This window comes from Actinomadura sp. 6N118 (assembly GCF_044326415.1).
In the GTDB taxonomy this organism is placed as follows: domain Bacteria; phylum Actinomycetota; class Actinomycetes; order Streptosporangiales; family Streptosporangiaceae; genus Spirillospora.
Window position 1 is genome coordinate 522802 of the sequence record NZ_JBIRAZ010000001.1, and the last position, 17543, is coordinate 540344.

The following is a 17543-nucleotide window of genomic DNA, read 5'->3' on the forward strand; positions in this document are numbered from 1 at the left end:
CGCGCGTTCGCGTCGTCATCCCCGTGCGGCCCTTCTTCCATGCGATTTCGTCAGGCAGCTTGACGATACCAGGCATCATGGTAAAGTCACCTGACTGTCAGGGCGCTTGACTAATAACTGGAGGGCGCAATGCAAAGCCTTTCCGAACAGCGCGAGCAGTTCGCGGCCATGCTCACCAGGCCCTTGCCCGCAGACGTCCACTCGTCGGCGACGACACTCGGCGGGCGGCCGGCGCTGGAGTTGCGGATCGAGGCGCCCGGCCCGGCAGGTGAGGACGTGCTGCTGTATTTCCACGGCGGCGGCTTCGTGGTCGGGTCGGCGCGTGTCCCCGCCCACCTCACCGTTGCGCTGCTGCGGCACCTCGACGGCCGGGCGGTCTCGCTCGACTACCGGCTGGCGCCGGAGCATTCGTTCCCGGCCGCGCCCGACGACTGCCTGGCGGCCTACCGCGAGCTGCTGGACTCCGGCGCCGACCCCCGGCGGCTGGTGATCGCGGGCGACTCGGCCGGGGCCGCGCTGGCCGTCGTCACCATGATGCGCGCCCGGGATGCGGGCCTGCCGATGCCGGCGGCGGCGGTCCTGTTCTCGCCGGCGGTCGATCTGACCCTCAGCGGCGCGAGCATGCGGTCCAAGGACGGGGTCGACCCGATCTTCACTCCGGCCGCTCTCGAGTGGTACTTCGATCAATACGTCCCGGGCGGTGACAGGTCGGCGCCTGAGGCGAGCCCGGTCTTCGCCGACCTCGCCGGGCTGCCGCCCTTGCTGATCCAGGTCGGCTCGAGCGAGGTCCTGCTGGACGACGCCGTACGGCTGGCCGGGCGCGCCGGGGCCGACGAGGTCGCGGTGACGTTGGAGGTGGCTCCGCGCCAACCGCACGTGTTCCAGCTCGACGGATCGGCCGAGGCGGCAGCGGCGCTAGAGCGGGCCGGTCGTTTCCTGGCCTCCCGGCTTCAGGGCAGGAAGGAGGAATCCTGAGCTCGCTGTCCGGGGGATGAGGGCGTGGTTCAACGTGGGGTCAGGCCCTCGAAGAGCACGGCAAGAAGCCGGTCGAGGGGTTGGCCGGGAGATTGTTCGTGCGCCCATGCCAATCCGGCTATGAGCAGGAAGAACTCCGTGGGGTCGATGTCCGGGCGCAGTTCCCCTGCCTTCTGCGCCCGGGCCAGCAGGGTCGTTCCGGCCTGGCGCATCGACTCGCAGGAGGCATGCAGGGCGGAGTTTTCGTCCCGGATCGTCGCCATGAGGGCGGCCGTCAGGCCCCGGTAGACGGTGGACGTCTCCGCGAATGCGTAAGCCCAGGCGGTCAACGCTTCACGGGCGGCTTCACGGTCCAGCAACCGGCGCGCCTCGGCGGTGAGGGCGTCGAACTGGTTCTGCAACAACGCGGCGAGCAGATCCTCGCGCGTCGGGAAGTGCCGGTAAAGCGTGCCGATCCCGACCCCGGCGCCGCTCGCGATGTACTCCAGTGACGCATCCACGCCGTGTTCGAGGAACGCGGCGCGGGCCTCGGCCAGCAGCCGGTCGCGGTTGCGGCGGGCGTCCGCTCGCATGGGCCGGGCGACTGCCGTGTCGTCCACCTTGACTCCCCTGGACAATCGGAGGCTTCCTCCGTATATCGTATCCTCACGATGAATCGGAGGCCACCTCCGATTGAGAGGAGTGGACGATGGTCACGCAGGAGACACGTCGGCGGCTCGGCCGGTTCGGCGTGTGGCTCGCACCGGGGACGTTGCTGGACGCGCCTGTGACGGTGCAACGCGAGCAGTTCGCCCGGATCGAGGGGCTCGGATACGGCTCGTTCTGGACCGGTGAACCGCCCGCCGCCTCGGGGTACGGGGGCCGTGAGGCGTTCGCCCAACTCGCCGTGATCCTGGCGGCCACCGAACGATTGGTCGCAGGCACCGGCATCGCCAACGTGAGCATGCGCGACGCCGTGGCGATGCACGGCGGCGCCGTCACCCTGGCGGAGGCATATCAGGGCAGGGTGATCCTCGGACTCGGCGGGGCGAGCGGCGACCGTCCCCTGACCCGGCTGCAGGACTATCTGGACGAGATGGACAGGGCCGCCACCCGGATCCTGCCCGACGTGCGCTACCCCCGGGTGCTCGCCGCGCTGGGGCCCAGGGCGCACCGGCTGGCCCGCGAGCGCACAGATGGAGTGCACCCCTTCATGCAGCCGGTCGAGCACACCGAGGTCGCCCGCAAAGCACTGGGACCTGAAGGACTACTGATCCCGCACCAGACCCTCGTCCTCGACACCAACGCGACCTCGTCCCGAGGACAGATGCGCGCCCTCCTGTCCCAGGGGATGAAAAATGTCGAGACCCCGTACACCAGGAATTACCGCCGGCTCGGGTACGGAGACGACGACCTGGCAGACGACCGCAGCGATCGCCTCATCGACGCCACCCTGGCCTGGGGAGACGAGAAGGCCATCGCCGCCCGGCTCCACGAACACCTGGACGCTGGCGCCGACCACGTGCTTCTCCATCCCCTGGCCCCAGACCTGAAATCGACGGTCGACCAGCTGGAACGACTGGCCCCCCAGCTGAACCAATAGCCACGCCATCATCGCCCCGACTGGATCCGCGCCGTACCTGAATCTCGCCGGTTACAGCTCGACCCCCGCCAGCGTCGAAGCCACTGCGTCGTGGGTCTCCATGCCGCGAGCCAGTCGCACGCGCGAAACCCCTGCGCATTTCGTGACAGTTGGTAGAGAAGGTTGGAAGCGGCTCACTATCGCGGCATGTTCGACGGCGGCGCCCAGCCTGGCCACTGGCCCCAGTAGGGCGGCTGCGAAGAGTGTGGCCACGGCTTCCACCACGGGTATGGGGAGTGCCAGCCGTACCCGGGAAGTGGCGGCGCAGAGTAGCCGGGCCCGGGCGACCGGCGCTGTTGCGTCCCGTCGTTCGACGGCGGCAGTGTGTTGGAACGTTTGATCAAAAACACTGAAGTCTTGCTCTGATCGGATGTGCCGAGTTGGTGGGGTTTGCTTGGCGGGTGCACAGCGATCGGCGGCGTCGGCCTGGGTTTCGGTGCCTGCTCGGAGTCCTTAGTTGGCGGGAGTGCAGGCTTCGGGACGATGCCGCCCGGTGTTGTGGGCAGCGTTTTCGACGGATATGTCCGAAGATCCTGTGCCGCGAGCTGTGACAGGGGCGGCCGGCTGTGCTCTGCATCCAGCGACGTCGTGATTTCGCGAAGGGATACGCCGACTGCAAGGGCGAGCAACACCATTCCGATCCAAAGGCTGTACCGGGAGCGTGGCTGGCCTGGTGCGGGCGGCCGACGGTGCCGTCCCGCGCGCGAATCGAACAAGCAACCCCTCGGGAACATTCGACCCCATCTCCTGCATGGCCCGCAAGCGACACTTGGGTAAGTAGTTACGCCCCACTGTCGGTGATCGTCAAGGGCATGGCTTGAGATGCGCTCATGAGTAGCGGACGCCTGCGCACTCTTGGCGCGCCCGGGCCGCGCCCCGACCTGCAGAGGCGAGTATCCAAGCACCTCCTGCGCGTAACCCGAGGCACAGAACGACGTGCCCCAGCCGAGCATGGCGAACAGAGCCATGGCCAGATTGCCGCCGAGGAACAGCGCTCTGGCCGACTTGAAGCAGCGTCTGGCGAACACCCGTTTCCCGCTGGAGGCAGTGATCTCGGACTGGTCCCAGGGCGTTCCGCCGGAACGGCAGAAGCGACTGATCGACTATTGGCAGCACAGCTATGACCGGAGGGAGGCCGAGCGGATCCTGAACGGCTTCGGCCAGTACCGCACGCTGATCGACGGCCTCGGCATCCACTTCCTGCACGTCCGCTCGCCGCACCACAACCCCTGCCGCTCGACGTCCCGGTCGGCGTCTCGAATTTCCGGAAGGAGCTCTTCGGCACGCCCCGCCGCTGGGCGGAAGAGACGTACAGCAACCTGGTCTACTTCAATCACGTACCGCGCGGCGGCCACTTCTCCGCGTTCGAGCAGCCGGAACTGTGGACCGATGAGCTGCGAAAGTTCGGCCGCCTCTTCAACTGAGGTCAGCAGGATTTCCAGGAACTGACCGGGGCGTTTCATCCAGCTGGCGAGGCCGCACATAGGAGCGTGACATGGTCACTGCCGTCCTTCCTGGTGGCTGGTGAGCCACTCGATGGCTGAAAGGCTGGGCATGAAGAAGTACTCGCCGCCCCGCAGGGTGTTGAAGCTCTGGATGCCGTGCACGCGGCGTGGGGGCGCGCCGGGCACGGTGAAATACGCCCCTTTGTCCTGAAGCGAGATCAAGGGGTCCTTCTCCTTGCCGAGACCCGCGAAGTTGCCGGAGTTGACCCACTCGCTCTGCAAGAACTCCACGGTGTCGATGGCACGCGCGCCGAGGGCGATGAAGTCCAGGCCGCGTTCCTTTCCGTCGTCGACGAGCTGATTGGTGGGGAGCGGTCGGCCGTAGGAGGTGCTGCGCCGGATGATCCTGCGGATGTTCACGTCGCTGAGCACCTCGAGCTTGGCTGCGCGCGGGTTCATCCGGCGGATGTGCGAGCCCAGCGGCGTCCGCAGGCCCCGCGGGTCGTCGGTGAAGTCGAAGTCGTTGAAACGCCGGGGATCTTCGCCGAGTGCCGGGTCGTCGCGTTCGGGTGACAACGCCAGCGGGGCACCGCTGCGCCAGCGGCCGACGAGCTTGGCGGCCAGCAGCTCGCGCTGCTCGTCGGTGGAGGCGTTGTCGCGCAGGAACCGGTTGAAGGCGGCCACGTGCGAGTGGTACTTGCGGAACACCACGTAGGTCCCGTTGCGCCCCAGAACGTCCGGGGCCGGCATCGTGAGCGGCTGCCCGGTCTCGCTGGGATACCCGAGCACGAACTCCCCGGCCTTGATCGGCCGCCCGTCTCCCGGCAGTGACCCGGCGCCGCTGCCTTCCACCACGGGCTGGGTGAACCCATCGCGGTAACCGAACACGTTCCTGGCCGGAGCGGTCACCCCGAAGTCCTGATGCGACAGCAACCGTACGCCGGGCAACGTGCGCAGCTGATTCTGGTAGGCGGCGACCTCGCGGCGCCAGTCGCGTTCGTCGGCGGCGTAGACGCTCAGGGCGATGTGCACCCGCGGGCTGCCGAACGGGGCCTCCCATTTGGCCGGCGCGTTCACTCCGACATCGCGGAGCCGGTGGGCGCGCGCGGCCATTCCGGCGCGGAAATTAGCGGGGAACGACGCCAACGAAGCGTCGGGCACTCCCAACGCGGCCAGGCCGTGATAGCTGATGGCCAGCGCCAGCCAGGACGGCCGTGGCTCGTCCCAGCGGGCCGCCGAGGTCACCCGTGGCGCAAGGCGACGCAGCAGCTCCTTGCCGGCCACCTCGTCGAGGATCTCCAGGATCGCGTGAGTCCCGAAGTACGGTTCTGGCCGTGCCCTCAGCGCCGTCGCCTGGATGTCGTCGAGCTCCAGCGTCGGCCGCTGCAGGATGCGTCGGAAGAGGTTCACCGGACGTCACTCATTCAGTTGAGGGCGTTCAGGAAGCTCTGCACGGCGGCATCCTGCCGCTTGAGCCGGGTGGCCTCTGAGACGGTGACGTGAGGGTGGGCCGCGAACCAGGCCGAGGCCGGGATCTGGTGCTGGACGATGAAGTCCTTCACCTGCGGAGACGCGATGCCGGGCCAGCCCTCGACGTTGTCGAAGAGGTAATCCATCATGTCGGGGATCTTGGTGGCGAAGTCGTCGATGTAGGGATCCCACTCGCCGTCGTAGGCGGTGGCGAACAGCAGCTTGGTGTCGTCGTCGAGGAACACGAAGCGCATGTTGTGCAGGGTGCCGACCTGGCCGGCGCCGACCAGGTTCCCATCGATGAGCTCGAAGAACTTCCGCAGCCGCTGTGCTCCGCCGGGCTTGAGCGGAGCGATGAACGTCAGCTCCGATATCTCGCCGCTCTGGGCCCCGACGCGTCCGGCGGTCGACACCGCGTGCTCGGCCACCTCGGACTTGTCGGCCAGTGCCTGTCCGATGCGGAGCTTGAGCGCGATCTTGGCGTCGGTGAGCGTCTCCTCCACCCGGGTACGGACCGCTGTGGGAAGCCGCTGGAACCTGGATCGCAGTTCGTCTTCGTTCATCACATCTCCTCAGCCGCAGCCTTCTGTCGGCGAAGCATGCCTCTAGCTGCGCCTATACCCTTGTGGAAGAGATCATCATTACTGATGATTTCATCACTATCTTAGCAGGTAGATGCTTTAGAGGTTTATTGCAGGGCTTGTATGCAGCAGGAACGCGCGGAAGGGACAGGCCTTGGGGCGGGAGACGATCAAGGACCTGTAGGCGGGGAAGGCGGCTGCCGCTAGGGCTGGGTGGTCCCGTTGCTGATCGGCGACGCAAGAACATGGACCGTGAACGCCGGAGCGGAGCGCCGCAGGGGGAAGGCCCAGTCAGTCGAGTGTGGGGAGCGGGCGGGTGGCGAGACGGTGGGCTTCGGCGCCGTCGAGGCCGAACATGCGCAGCAGGTTGGCCGCCACCTGGTCGGTAGCGGCTTCGGTGTCCATGTCGGGCCGGGACTCCAGCAGTTGCAGCAGGCCCAGCAGCGCACCGCCGGTGCAGGCGAGCGCCACGTGGGCGTCTTCGATGTCCAGGCGCCCGGCCTCCGCAGCGGCGCGTAGGTCACGCAGGGCGCTGGCCGGCATCCCTTCGCTGGAGGTGACATGGGGCAGGCCGGTGCGCAGGAGAATCCGCGCCAGTTGCGGATGGGTTTGGTGCAGTCGCCCGGTCAGCCGGACGGAGGCGGCGAAGACCTCGGCGGGATCCTCCAGATGCGCGGTGGCCCGCTCGATCAGCAGCGCGTGTTCGGCCAGGGTCTCGTCGATCGCGGCGTCGAAGAGAGCGGCCTTGCTTGCGAAGTGGTTGTAGAAGGAGCCGAACCCTACGTCGGCGGCTTCGGTGATCTCCTGAATGCTCACCTCCGCCCGACCCTGCTCAGCGAGCGTCTGCCGCGCCGCAGCGATGAGGGCGGCCCTGGTGCGCGCTTTGCGGCGGTCCAGCCGGTTCCCCTGGGAGGCGGTCTCGCGTGCCGTGCTCACCCTTTGGATCTTACTGTGGATCGCTTCTGACGAAGTCATCAGTAACTGCCCGGACCAAGGCCTGATCCGAACTCGGACAGGTCCCGACTCGGAACCACGAGATGATCCGCCTTTGGCGGATGTGGTGTTCTGCGACCTGCACGGCACCCTGCGGCCAGGCCCGACCCCGTCACCTTCGCCACTACCTGCCGGCGGATGCGGACCGACCCGGAGCACGCGGTCAACGTAGGCGACATGCTGGAAAGCGACGTCAACGCAGCCGCCCTCGCCGGACTCAGCGGCATCTGGCTGGACCGCGGCATCGACTCCATCACCGGTGGACCGCCGCCAACGGCAGACGAGACGGTGCTCCGCATCGAACGGCTCACCGATCTCCCCGACCAACTATCACGCGCCAACGCCTGACCGGCTCGCACGGTCGTTGTCAGGCACTTGCCTCATGGGCCCTTGCCAATGGATGGCAGGGGTGGGCGGCGAACCCGTTAACCATCCGTTGTGGATCGGATGACACGGCTTTGCCGTCAGGGACAGCTCGCTGCGGCCGCCACGAGGACTCAGCCGGGACCTTGCCGGTCAGCCGCCGGACGGGCCGACGTGCTGGGCAGCCTGTGAGGCCTCATCTCTGAGGGCTCCGGCCAAGATGGCATCGAGCAGCCCGGGGTAGCGCGCATCGAGGTCCTCGCGGCGAAGCGTGAGCAGATTCTCTCGGCCGGAGGGCTGCTGCCAGATGACGCCGCTTTCCCTCAGCACGCGCCAGTGGTGCGTCATGGTCGACTTCGCCGTCACGCCCAAGATGCCCAAGACGCTGCTGCAGTTGTGTTCCCCTCCGCCGTCGAGTACCCGGACGGCTGCCATCCGCACGGGGTTGCCCAGCGCTGCCAGGACGCCCTCGATCCGGATCTGATCGCGGTCTGGATGACGAAGCACCATGGTCCCACTGTAAATCAACATTCGAACTATCCCTCCTGGCCTGCGTGTATCCGCTCCGTAGCGCTCGCTGAGCTTGCCTTAATGAACGATTGTACGTAAACATACGTACTATCTCGCATGGTGGCGCTGTCCGCCCATCGGCCGAGGCCCATGACTCAGACCCCAGGAAGGGCGCACTCACATGTCCACTTCATCCGTGTCGAAAGACGAGACTCCGGGCGGCGCCAAGCGGCGCCTGGGCTGGACCCTGGCACTGCTGGCCCTGGCGCAACTGATCTACGCGCTCGACCTCAACATCGTGTTCGTCGCACTTCCCGAGATCGGCGCGGACCTGGGGTTCCCAGGCCAGACCCAGCAACTGGTGGTCAGCGCCTACGTCGTCTTCGCGGGCGGCTTCCTCTTGCTCGGCGGTCGCGCGGCGGACCTGCTGGGCCGTCGCCGGATGTTCGTGCTCGCCCTCGCCCTCTACGCCGTCTCCTCACTGGCGGGTGGCCTGGCCGGCGACCCCGGCCTCATCATCACCGCCCGTGCCATCCAGGGCATCGGCGGCGCCCTGTTGCTGCCGTCCACCCTCTCGCTGATCAACACGCTCTTCGCCGAGGGACCTCAACGGAACCGGGCACTCGCGGTCTGGGGCGGCGCCGGCGCCAGCGGCCTGACCATCGGCGCACTGCTCGGCGGCGTGCTCACCGAGAACTTCGGCTGGCCCGCGGTCTTCTTCGTCAACGTGCCCCTCGCCGGCCTCGTCGCGCTGGCCGCCCTGTTCGTCATACCGCGCGACCCGGCACAGAGCGTGCGCCGCAAGTTCGACCTGCCGGGTGCGTCCAGCGTCACCGCCGGTTCCACCTTGCTGGTCTTCGGTCTCGTCGAAGGACCCGAGCTCGGTTGGGGAGACCCGCTGGTGATCGGCGCTCTCGTGCTCGCCGTCGTGCTTCTGGCGGTATTCACGATCGTTGAGGCCCGCAGCGCCGACCCGCTGATGCCGTTCCGGCTGTTCCGCAACCGCAGCCTCACCGTCGGCATGGCCGTCACCTTCATCTACATGGCGACCTTCGGCGTCCTGCCCTACTTCCTCACCGTCCTGATGCAGAGCGTGCACGGCTACAGCGCCCTGCAGACCGGGCTCGCCTTCCTCATCCCCTCCATCGCCATCGCCACCGGCACCCAGCTCGGTGAACGCCTCACCACCCGGATCGGCACCCGCAGCACGCTGCAGATCGGCTTCGCCATCGGCGTGATCGGCACCACCGGGCTCGCCTTCGGGTTCGACTCCGACGCCGGCTACGGGCTGCTGGTCCCCGGGCTACTGGTCTCCGGCATCGGACAGGGCATCGTCTGGACCGCCATGTGGATCGCCGCCGCCACCGGCACCCCCAACCACGAACAGGGCGTCGCCAATGGCATTGCCTCCACCACCCTCAACATTGGGAACGCCATCGGACTGGCGGTGTTCACCGTCATCGCCGACATCGGCACCGAAGACAAGACCGGCGAGGCTCTGCGCGTCGCCACCGCCGAGGGCGAGTTCGTGGTGGTGATCCTCACCGCGGCCGGGATGCTCGCCGCCGGCCTGCTGGTGACGTTCACCCTGCGGCGGCGTTCTGTCGAGACACCCTCCAGCCGTACACCCGAGAACGAGGAGACCCTCACGGCTCACTGACCCGCCACACGGTTGCCTGGCTACCAATGCGTTCACTAACGGATGATCTTGAACGGTTTCGTCAGAGGTAGAGGCCGGTGCCGTGTTCGGGGCGTTCGTTGGCGATGGCGTGCAGGTCGCGTTCGCGCATGACCAGGTAGTCCTCGCCCTGGATCTCGACCTCGTACTGGTCGCCGGGGTGGAAGAGGACGCGGTCGCCGACCTTGACGGTGCGGGCGTGGGTGCCGACGCCGCAGACCTCGCCCCAGACGAGGCGGTTTTCCTGCTCCACGGTGGCGGGGATGACGATGCCGCCGGAGCTGCGGCGTTCGCCGGACTCCTTGTCGACCTTGATCATGACGCGGTCGTGGAGCATCTGTACTTCGAACTTCGGCACGGACACGCTGGGAGTTTATCCGGCTTCGGGGGACAGGGCGGCCCACGAGTCCGCGATGATCATGGGGAGGGCGGAACGTTCCGGCTGCCAGCCCAGGTCGCGCTGGATCGCGGTGGCGTCGGCGACCAGGAGGGGCGGCTCGGGCTGCGGCGGGTTGTGGCGGGTGGGGACGGGACGGCCGGTGACCTCTTCGACCGCCTCGATGACCTCCTTGACGGAGGCGCCGGTGCCGCTGCCCACGTTGTAGACGCGTTCGGTGCCGGGACGGGCGGCTTCCAGGGCGAGGACGTAGGCGGCGGCCAGATCGTCCACGTGCAGGTACTCACGGACCGCCGCGCCGTCGCCGTTGATCGTCAGGTGCGGGGCGTGGCCCGCGGCCACGGCGAGGGCCTTGGGGATGAGGCGGGTCTCGTCGGGGTCGCGGCGGCCATCGACGGAGCCGGCGACGTTGAACGTGCGGAGGACGACCGCGCCGATCGCCCCCGTGCGGGCGTGGAAGCGGATCACCTGCTCGGCGGCGAGCTTGGCGGCGCCGTACGGGCTGGTGGGGGAGGGCACCTCGGCTTCGGGGATGGGCTGGCGGTCGGGGTTGCCGTAGACGGCCGCGGTCGAGCCGTAGACCACGGCGGGGGCGAGCGCCGGGGAGCCGTCGGGCCGGACCTTGGTGAGGGCTTCGAGGAGGTTGATCGTGCCCTGGACGTTGGTGCTGAAGAAGGGGAGTGGCTGGTCGAACGACTCGCGGACGCGGGTGCGGGCGGCGAGGTGGCAGACGCCGTCGTACGTCTCGTGCAGCGTGGAGTCGAGGGCGTTCGGATCCAGGAGGTCGGCGATGACGGGCCGCACGCCCGGAGGGAGCGGCCGGTCGGCGCGCCGCACCAGGCCGGTCACCTCGTGCCCGGCAGCGATCAGCCGGCGGCCGACGGCGTATCCGACGTAACCGGCCGCCCCCGTGACCAAGATCCGCATCGTGTTCCCCTCCCCGTCGCAACCAGCATCCTCGGGTCAGGGAAGATCGGCAACGCGCGCGAAGACCCCCGGATAGCCGGCCTTGCCGCAGCCGTACCCCCAGGAGACGACCCCGACCAGGCGGCCGCGGGTCAGGAGAGGGCCGCCGCTGTCGAACTGGCAGGTGTCGGCCTTCTCGGTCCCCGCGCACAGCATGTCGGCCGCGTCGTACGAGCCGCCGTACGCGCGCTGGCAGGCGGCGTCACCGGGCAGCGGGAGCCGCACGGCGCGCAGCTTCGTGTTGAGCAGGTCGTTCTCCGACCTCATGCCCCAGCCGAGCGCGAGCCCGTCGCGTTCGGCGCCCGGGGTGCCGAGGGGCACCGTGGGCCGGGCCACCGGGCGCGAAAGGGTGAGCACGGCGAGATCGTGATGGAGAACGGTCTCGTCCTTGAACGTCGACTCGCGGAACTTCGGATGCACCCGGACGGCCCGTACCCCCACGGTCTCCCCCTCGCGGCTGACGAGATCCGAGCGGCCGAATGTGGCCTTCAGCAAGCCCGGGGTGGAGCTGAACATCGAGACGCAGTGCGCCGCCGTCAGAACGGTGTCCGGCTTGATCAGCGCGCCGCCGCAGAACTGCCCGGACGGGCGGACGAAGAAGAGCGGGGTGCCGACGGAGGCCAGCCACGGGTATCGGGACGCCTGCACCGGGGTCCCGCCCACGATCGCCGACGCGGGGGAGGCCAATGTGAACACGGCTACCGCCGCGGTGAGACACGCGACCGCACGGCGGAGGGCGACGAAGGGCATATCGGGACTTTAGGGGAGCGGGCGGCGAGCGGTCAGGTGATCGCTTGGATGTCTTCCTGATCCCCGCCGCGGGCGGTCTGCCGAGTCTTCCCGGCGGCGGTGCCGGCGTCGGTCAGGTCGGGCCGCTCGTACCGCGGAAAGGTGACGAGCGCGACCAGCGCGAGCGCGAAGCCACCGGCGCGGAGCGCGAACGGCAGCGTCTCCTCCGGCCATTCCTCACCGAACAACACCGTGCTGCTCATGATCAGATACGCCCGGCCGATGACGGTGAGCACGGTGGCGACGATCGCCAGCCGGCAGCGCTGCAGCGCGACCTGGAGGCCGCCCAGGGCGATCGCGGCCATGCCGATGGTGAGGAGGGGATACGGCGATTCGAGCACGGCCCGGACGCTGCCGGTGTCCTCGTACACGATCGAGATGCCGCGGATGCCCGCTTCGGCGAGCCCCGCGCACGCACCCGCCCCGATGCCGTACGCGACGCCGGCGAGCTTGCGGGCGTGGCGGCCGCTCGTGCGGCGGTCGCCGAGCAGCCACACGAGCGCCGAGACGATGACGGCGGGCGCCATCACCCCCAGCATCTGCCACGGCGAGGCGAGGGTGCCCGCCAGCGTGGCATCGGCGGTGAGCTCGGCCTCGGACCCGGCGGACAGCCCGATGAGAACGGTCGCCAGCACGAACAGCGCGACGCTGATCCACTCGCGCGGGGTCAGCCGCTCGCCCAGGAAACAGACCGCGTAGACCACCAGGAAGACCAGGCTGACCGCGAAGATGGGCTGCGCGACGGCCAGCGGGATCGCGGCGAACGCCACCACCTCGGTGGCGAGGCCGAGGAAGAGGATGAGCCCGCCGGCGAACCAGATCGGGCTGGTCAGCATTCGCCAGGCGACGTGGAACGGACGGCTTCCTCGCAGTGGCGGCATCCGTCTCGCGGCGATCCGGAAGACCAGGAACGCGACGTAGTAGGCGGTGGTCGCGAGGAGAGCGAGGGCGGCGTAACCCAGATCGTGACGACCCATCGGGGGAGACCTCTCAGCGGACGTTGATCAGCAGCCTGCCGTGCTGAACGCCGCGTGACAAGACCGTAACGCACCACTCACACGCCCGGAACACGAGATGTCGCCGCGGCCCGTCAGTCGTACTTGCGGCCCGTACGCGACGACAGCTTGCCGGCCAGCTCACGCGGGACGAGCCTGCTGAGCCCGACGATCGCCTTGTACTGGGCGCCGGGCACGCTGACCTGGACGCCGCGGCGCAGATCGCGCAGGGCGGCGTCGACGAGCTTGTCCTGGTCGAGCCACATGAAGTCCGGGACGCCGGTGACGTCCATCTGGGCGCGTTCGTGGAACTCGGTGTGCACGAAACCGGGGCAGAGTGCCATCACACGGACCTTGCCGTCCGCCTGGCCCGCGATGTCGGCCGCCACGCCCTGGCTGAAGCTGACCACCCAGGCCTTGGACGCGCCGTACGTGCCGCGCGTGGCGAACGCCGCCACCGAGGACACGTTGATGATCCCGCCACGGCCGCGATCGAGCATGCCCGGCAGCCCGGCGTGGGTGAGCCGCAGTACCGCCTCGCAGTGCACCTTGAGCATCGTCAGCTCGTCGGAGAGCGGCACGTTGAGGAACGTTCCCTTGTTGCCGAAGCCCGCGTTGTTCACCAGCAGATCGACGCCGTTTCGGACGCGATCCTCGGCGGTTTTGAGTCCCTCGTCCGTGGCGAGGTCGGCGACGACCACCTCGGCCCGGACCGCGTACTTGTCATGGAGTCCGCGCGCGGCCTCCGCGAGCCGGTCGCTGTCGCGGGCGAGCAGCACCAGATCGAATCCGTCGGCGGCCAGGCGGCGGGCGAAGGCGGCACCGATCCCCGCGGTCGCGCCGGTGATGAGAGCAGTCGGCATGATCCGAGCTTAGGACGTGACTGCCGCGTCGCCTACGCGCCGGCGTGCGGTGTCGCGCGCCGGGCGCGGAAGTCGCGAGGGTCGGGGCGGCGGGTGGCGCGCCGGTAGGCGAACGTGAAGCCCGGCCAGTTGTTGACGACCTTGCCCTCCGCGTTCATGTACCAGCTGTCGCAGCCCGTCTCCCAGACCGTCGACCGCAGCCGTTCCTGCATCTCGCGCCCGAACGCGTCGAAGACGTCGGGCCGCACGTCGATCCAGTCCAGGTCCGCTTCACGCAGCGCGCCGATGCACCCCATCACATATCTGAACTGCGATTCGAGCATGTAAATGATGCTGTTGTGCCCCAGATTGGTGTACGGGCCGTAGAGCAGGAAGAGGTTGGGGAAGCCGCTCACCGTGATGCCGAGGTGCGCCTGCGCGCCGTGGCGCCACACGTCGTTCAGCTCCCTCCCCTCCACCCCGCTGATCTTCATCGGGGCCAGGAAGTCGGTGGAGCGGAATCCGGTGGCGTAGACGATGACGTCGGCCTCGTGCTCCGTGCCGCCCGCCGTCGTCACCCCCGAGGGTGTGACGCGCGCGATGGGATCGGTGACGAGATCGACGTTCGGCCTGTTCAGCGCCGGATAGTAGTCGCTGGAGACCAGGATGCGCTTGCAGCCCATCGGGTAGTCCGGCACGAGCGCCTCGCGCAGCGAGGGGTCGGGGACCTGCGCCTCCAGGCCCTTGCGGAAACCCTTCTCCATGATCTCCATGAGCCGCGGGTACTTGACGAAGCCGAGCGCGCGCGACTCGTACAAGGCGTAGATCTTGGCGCGGCTCAGCTCGTACACCCCGGGCACGGTGGCGAAGAGCACCCGCTCCCAGCGGCGGTACGGGCGGTCCGGCTTCTCGATGACGTACGGCGCGGACCGCTGGAACAGCACCAGCCGCCCGGCCTCCGCGGCGATCTCGGGCACGATCTGGATCGCGCTCGCCCCGGTGCCGATGACGGCCACCTTCTTGCCCCGGAGGTCCACGCCGTGATCCCACCGCGCAGAGTGGAAGCTCGGTCCGGTGAACGACTCGCGGCCCTCGATGTCCGGCAACGCCGGCCGGTTGAGCTGCCCGCACGCGGAGATGAGCACCCGGGCCGTGAGCTCGTCGCCATCACTCGTGGACACCCGCCAGACCGCGTCCGAACGCCCATCGCCGGCCTCGAAGCGGGCCTCGGTCACCTCCGTGCCGAACCGGATGTGTGAAAGCACGCCGTACTTGCGGGCGCAGTGCCAGAGATAGTCGAGGATCTCGCGCTGCAGCGGGAAACGCCGCGTCCAGTCCGTCTTGCGTTCGAACGAGAACGAGTAGAGGTGCGACGGCACGTCACAGGCCGCGCCCGGGTAGGTGTTGTCCCGCCAGGTGCCGCCCAGCTCGTCTGCCTTTTCCAGGATGACGAAGTCGTGGATGCCCGCCTGCCTGAGCCGGACCGCCATCCCGATACCACCGAAACCGCTGCCGATGATCAAGACGCTGTGACTCATGACCGATCCCGAGGGTCGTTCCGCTCCGCCGTCCACCCGAGCATAATGACCAGCGGGTCATGTGGCCAGGCCGCTTTGGCGGCACCGACGCGGCCGCCGCATCGACGTGGCGATCTGGCCGGTCAGATGAGGCCCAGTGCGTGGGCGCGGCGGCCCGCCTGGAAGCGGGAGTCGGCGTCCAGCAGGGTGAGGATCTCCGCGACACGGCGGCGGTAGGTGCGCAGGGAGAGGCCGAGCTGCCGGGAGGCGGTCTCGTCCTTGAGGCCGTCGCCGAGGAGCCGGAGGATCTCCCGGCTCTCCGCGTTCAGCACCGGCGGGCGCGTCCGCCGGTACTCGGCGAGGTCCGCCGCCGACTCCCAGGTGGCCCAGAAGAGCGAGGCCACGCCCTGGATCACGGCGGGGGAGCGGACCACGGTGTACTCGCGGACGCCCTGCGCCGGAGGCCCTGCCAGCACGGCGATCCGGTCGTCAATGATGATCGTCTCGTGTGGCAGCGGGGTGGCGCAGATCCGGATGCGGGCGCCGTGGCGCGCGATCTCGATCAGCCGCCGTTCGGACTCCTCGTCACCGAGGGCCTGCGGGTTGTAGAGCTTGAAGACGGGCAGGTCGGGAGCCGACCGGCGGCGGTCGGCGACGATCTGCTCGCGTACGCCGGGCATCGCCCACGTCCGCAGGTCGGCCGCGGCGCACACGAACCGTTCCCGGGTGCCCGCGAAGAGGTGGCCCGCGCGCCGGGCGAGTTCGTCATCGCCGCGCAAGGTGACGTTGGTGTCCAGGTCAAGGCTCATCAGGGCCAGTCTGCGGGCGTGGCGGGACGTGGTCAATGTGGCAGTTTGCTGCCACGGGCTCGTGCCGCGTGCCGTGAGTCCGGAGGCTTCGGGCATGAACACGAACGAATTCTGGATGTTGGGCGGCGACCTGAAGATCTCGCGGATGGGCTTCGGTGCCATGCGCCTTCCCGCCAGCGAACGCGGCGGGCCGCCCAACGACCCCGACACCGGGCGGGCGGTGCTGCGCCGCGCGGTGGAGCTGGGTGTGAACCACATCGACACCGCCGCCTTCTATTTCTCCGGTGACCTGACGGCGAACGGGCTGATCAGCGAGGCGCTCCGGCCGTACCGGGACGACCTGGTGATCGCCACCAAGGTCGGGCCGCGGCGCGGGCCGCGGGACCCCATGCCCACCGGGCACATGGAGCCCGGCGAGCTGCGGCCGGAGGTCGAGCGGAATCTCCGGGAGCTCGGGCTTGACCGGCTTGACCTGGTCTACCTGCGCATCGGCGGGCTCGGGCCGGCGCCGGACGAGTTGGTGGGCGAACGGTTCCAGGTGCTGGCGGGGCTCCGGGAGGAGGGCCTGATCAGGCATCTCGGTGTGAGCAACGTGACCGCCGGGCAGCTCGAAGAGGCGCGGGCCATCGCTCCGGTCACGGCCGTGCAGAACCGCTTCGACGTGACGATGCCGCAGGACACCGAGGTGCTGCGGATCTGCGAGCGTGAGGAGATCGCGTACGCGCCGTTCTTCCCGCTCGGCGGCTTCGGGATCCCGGAGGACGATCGGATCACCCGTATCGCCGGGCGGCACGGCGCGACCGTCCCGCAGGTGCTGCTGGCGGGGCTCCTCGCCCTGTCGCCGGTGATGCTGGCGATCCCGGGCACGTCGTCACCGGCTCACTTGGAGGAGAACGTGGCGGCCGCGGGCCTCAAGCTGACCGCCGAAGACCTCGCCGAACTCCACACCCCTTAATCTGGCCCTACGCTGCGGTCCCGAAGGGGTGTCCGGAGCGATCGGCCTATCAGGGGAGACGATGTCGGCGACGCGGTTGCTGGTGCTGGGTGCCGTGCGCGGCTTCAGCCGGGCGAACGGGTACGAGATCCGCCGTGCGTTGCTGTCCTGGGGGTCGAACGAGTGGGCCAACGTCAACCCGGGGTCGATCTACCACGCGCTCAAGCAGCTCACCAAGGAGGAGTTGCTGCGCGCGTACGACGTCCCGGAGAACGACGCAGGCCCCCCGCGTACCGACTACGAGATCACCGAACGCGGCGACGAGGAGTTCCTGCGGCTCCTGCGAGAGGCCGTCGTCACCGTGGACCAGCGGCGGCCCGAGCTGCTGTCGGCCGCACTCGGCTTTCTCACCGAGCTGCCGCGGGCGGAGGCGATCGAGCTGCTCGAACGGCGGCTGGAGGCGCTGGCGGCGTGGCGCGGGGAGGTCGCGCCCCACATCTCGCGGGATCCCGATCACCTGAACGAGCTGCTCGGCTGGTGGGTCCACTCCGCCGACTCGGCCGCCGAATGGACGCGCGGGCTGATCGAACGGCTCAAGGACGGCGCGTACGTGATGGCGGGCGAGCCTCCGCACGTCCCGGGCGCATAGGGGTTCAGG

General features: G+C 68.9%; 19 protein-coding genes. 7 read left to right on the forward strand and 12 right to left on the reverse strand.

Annotation, left to right across the window (positions count from 1 at the left end):
* The first annotated feature begins 129 nt into the window (after positions 1-129).
* Positions 130-975 carry an alpha/beta hydrolase gene (locus ACH34W_RS02315; RefSeq protein ID WP_395958968.1) on the forward strand — a complete coding sequence of 282 codons (846 nt, stop codon included), beginning with the start codon at positions 130-132 and terminating at the stop codon, positions 973-975.
* A 29-nt stretch (positions 976-1004) separates the two neighbouring features.
* On the opposite strand, the gene ACH34W_RS02320 is transcribed toward ACH34W_RS02315, so the two are convergent.
* Complete coding sequence (locus tag ACH34W_RS02320) at positions 1005-1574, reverse strand: TetR/AcrR family transcriptional regulator (RefSeq protein WP_395958969.1); 570 nt, start codon at positions 1572-1574, stop codon at positions 1005-1007.
* Between the two features lie 89 nt (positions 1575-1663).
* On the opposite strand from ACH34W_RS02320, the gene ACH34W_RS02325 reads away from it, so the two are divergent.
* Both ACH34W_RS02325 and ACH34W_RS02330 read left to right on the forward strand, forming a co-directional pair.
* Complete coding sequence (locus ACH34W_RS02325) at positions 1664-2557, forward strand: TIGR03620 family F420-dependent LLM class oxidoreductase (RefSeq protein ID WP_395958970.1); 894 nt, start codon at positions 1664-1666, stop codon at positions 2555-2557.
* A gap of 1005 nt (positions 2558-3562) precedes the next feature.
* Positions 3563-4045, forward strand: coding sequence for an epoxide hydrolase N-terminal domain-containing protein (locus tag ACH34W_RS02330; protein WP_395958971.1), 483 nt, complete (start codon positions 3563-3565; stop codon positions 4043-4045).
* A 50-nt stretch (positions 4046-4095) separates the two neighbouring features.
* On the opposite strand, the gene ACH34W_RS02335 is transcribed toward ACH34W_RS02330, so the two are convergent.
* The 3 genes from ACH34W_RS02335 to ACH34W_RS02345 form a co-directional block, all read right to left on the reverse strand.
* A complete protein-coding gene (locus tag ACH34W_RS02335) occupies positions 4096-5451 on the reverse strand; it encodes a Dyp-type peroxidase (RefSeq protein ID WP_395958972.1) in 1356 nt (451 codons plus the stop codon).
* 14 nt (positions 5452-5465) lie between these two features.
* Positions 5466-6074 carry a hypothetical protein gene (locus ACH34W_RS02340; protein WP_395958973.1) on the reverse strand — a complete coding sequence of 203 codons (609 nt, stop codon included), beginning with the start codon at positions 6072-6074 and terminating at the stop codon, positions 5466-5468.
* Between the two features lie 309 nt (positions 6075-6383).
* Positions 6384-7028: a TetR/AcrR family transcriptional regulator gene (locus ACH34W_RS02345; protein ID WP_395958974.1), complete on the reverse strand. Its 645-nt coding sequence runs from the start codon at positions 7026-7028 to the stop codon at positions 6384-6386.
* A 129-nt stretch (positions 7029-7157) separates the two neighbouring features.
* Between ACH34W_RS02345 and ACH34W_RS02350 the strand changes: the two genes are divergently transcribed.
* The gene (locus ACH34W_RS02350) at positions 7158-7433 is read left to right on the forward strand and encodes an HAD family hydrolase (RefSeq protein WP_395959290.1); all 276 of its coding nucleotides are present in this window, start codon (positions 7158-7160) and stop codon (positions 7431-7433) included.
* A gap of 168 nt (positions 7434-7601) precedes the next feature.
* Here ACH34W_RS02350 and ACH34W_RS02355 read toward each other — a convergent pair whose 3' ends face one another.
* Entirely contained in the window at positions 7602-7958 is a 357-nt protein-coding gene (locus tag ACH34W_RS02355; RefSeq protein ID WP_395958975.1) for an ArsR/SmtB family transcription factor, read from the reverse strand.
* Positions 7959-8154: 196 nt separating this feature from the next.
* Between ACH34W_RS02355 and ACH34W_RS02360 the strand changes: the two genes are divergently transcribed.
* On the forward strand, positions 8155-9618 hold the full coding sequence (locus ACH34W_RS02360) for an MFS transporter (RefSeq protein ID WP_395958976.1): 1464 nt from the start codon (positions 8155-8157) through the stop codon (positions 9616-9618).
* A 61-nt stretch (positions 9619-9679) separates the two neighbouring features.
* On the opposite strand, the gene ACH34W_RS02365 is transcribed toward ACH34W_RS02360, so the two are convergent.
* The 7 genes from ACH34W_RS02365 to ACH34W_RS02395 all read right to left on the reverse strand — a co-directional run bounded on the left by ACH34W_RS02365 (position 9680) and on the right by ACH34W_RS02395 (position 15951).
* Positions 9680-10000 (reverse strand): GroES family chaperonin, encoded by a 321-nt coding sequence (locus tag ACH34W_RS02365; RefSeq protein ID WP_395958977.1) that lies wholly within the window; start codon positions 9998-10000, stop codon positions 9680-9682.
* A 9-nt stretch (positions 10001-10009) separates the two neighbouring features.
* Positions 10010-10960: an NAD-dependent epimerase/dehydratase family protein gene (locus tag ACH34W_RS02370; RefSeq protein ID WP_395958978.1), complete on the reverse strand. Its 951-nt coding sequence runs from the start codon at positions 10958-10960 to the stop codon at positions 10010-10012.
* 36 nt (positions 10961-10996) lie between these two features.
* Positions 10997-11749, reverse strand: coding sequence for a serine protease (locus ACH34W_RS02375; RefSeq protein WP_395958979.1), 753 nt, complete (start codon positions 11747-11749; stop codon positions 10997-10999).
* A 32-nt stretch (positions 11750-11781) separates the two neighbouring features.
* Positions 11782-12765 (reverse strand): DMT family transporter, encoded by a 984-nt coding sequence (locus ACH34W_RS02380; protein ID WP_395958980.1) that lies wholly within the window; start codon positions 12763-12765, stop codon positions 11782-11784.
* Between the two features lie 113 nt (positions 12766-12878).
* The gene (locus tag ACH34W_RS02385; RefSeq protein WP_395958981.1) at positions 12879-13646 is read right to left on the reverse strand and encodes an SDR family NAD(P)-dependent oxidoreductase; all 768 of its coding nucleotides are present in this window, start codon (positions 13644-13646) and stop codon (positions 12879-12881) included.
* 32 nt (positions 13647-13678) lie between these two features.
* Complete coding sequence (locus ACH34W_RS02390; protein ID WP_395958982.1) at positions 13679-15163, reverse strand: flavin-containing monooxygenase; 1485 nt, start codon at positions 15161-15163, stop codon at positions 13679-13681.
* A 122-nt stretch (positions 15164-15285) separates the two neighbouring features.
* Positions 15286-15951, reverse strand: a complete 666-nt coding sequence (locus ACH34W_RS02395; RefSeq protein ID WP_395958983.1) for a DNA-binding response regulator — start codon at positions 15949-15951, stop codon at positions 15286-15288.
* Positions 15952-16045: 94 nt separating this feature from the next.
* On the opposite strand from ACH34W_RS02395, the gene ACH34W_RS02400 reads away from it, so the two are divergent.
* Both ACH34W_RS02400 and ACH34W_RS02405 read left to right on the forward strand, forming a co-directional pair.
* A complete protein-coding gene (locus tag ACH34W_RS02400; protein ID WP_395958984.1) occupies positions 16046-16906 on the forward strand; it encodes an aldo/keto reductase in 861 nt (286 codons plus the stop codon).
* 61 nt (positions 16907-16967) lie between these two features.
* Positions 16968-17534, forward strand: coding sequence for a PadR family transcriptional regulator (locus ACH34W_RS02405; RefSeq protein ID WP_395958985.1), 567 nt, complete (start codon positions 16968-16970; stop codon positions 17532-17534).
* The last annotated feature ends 9 nt before the right edge of the window (positions 17535-17543 follow it).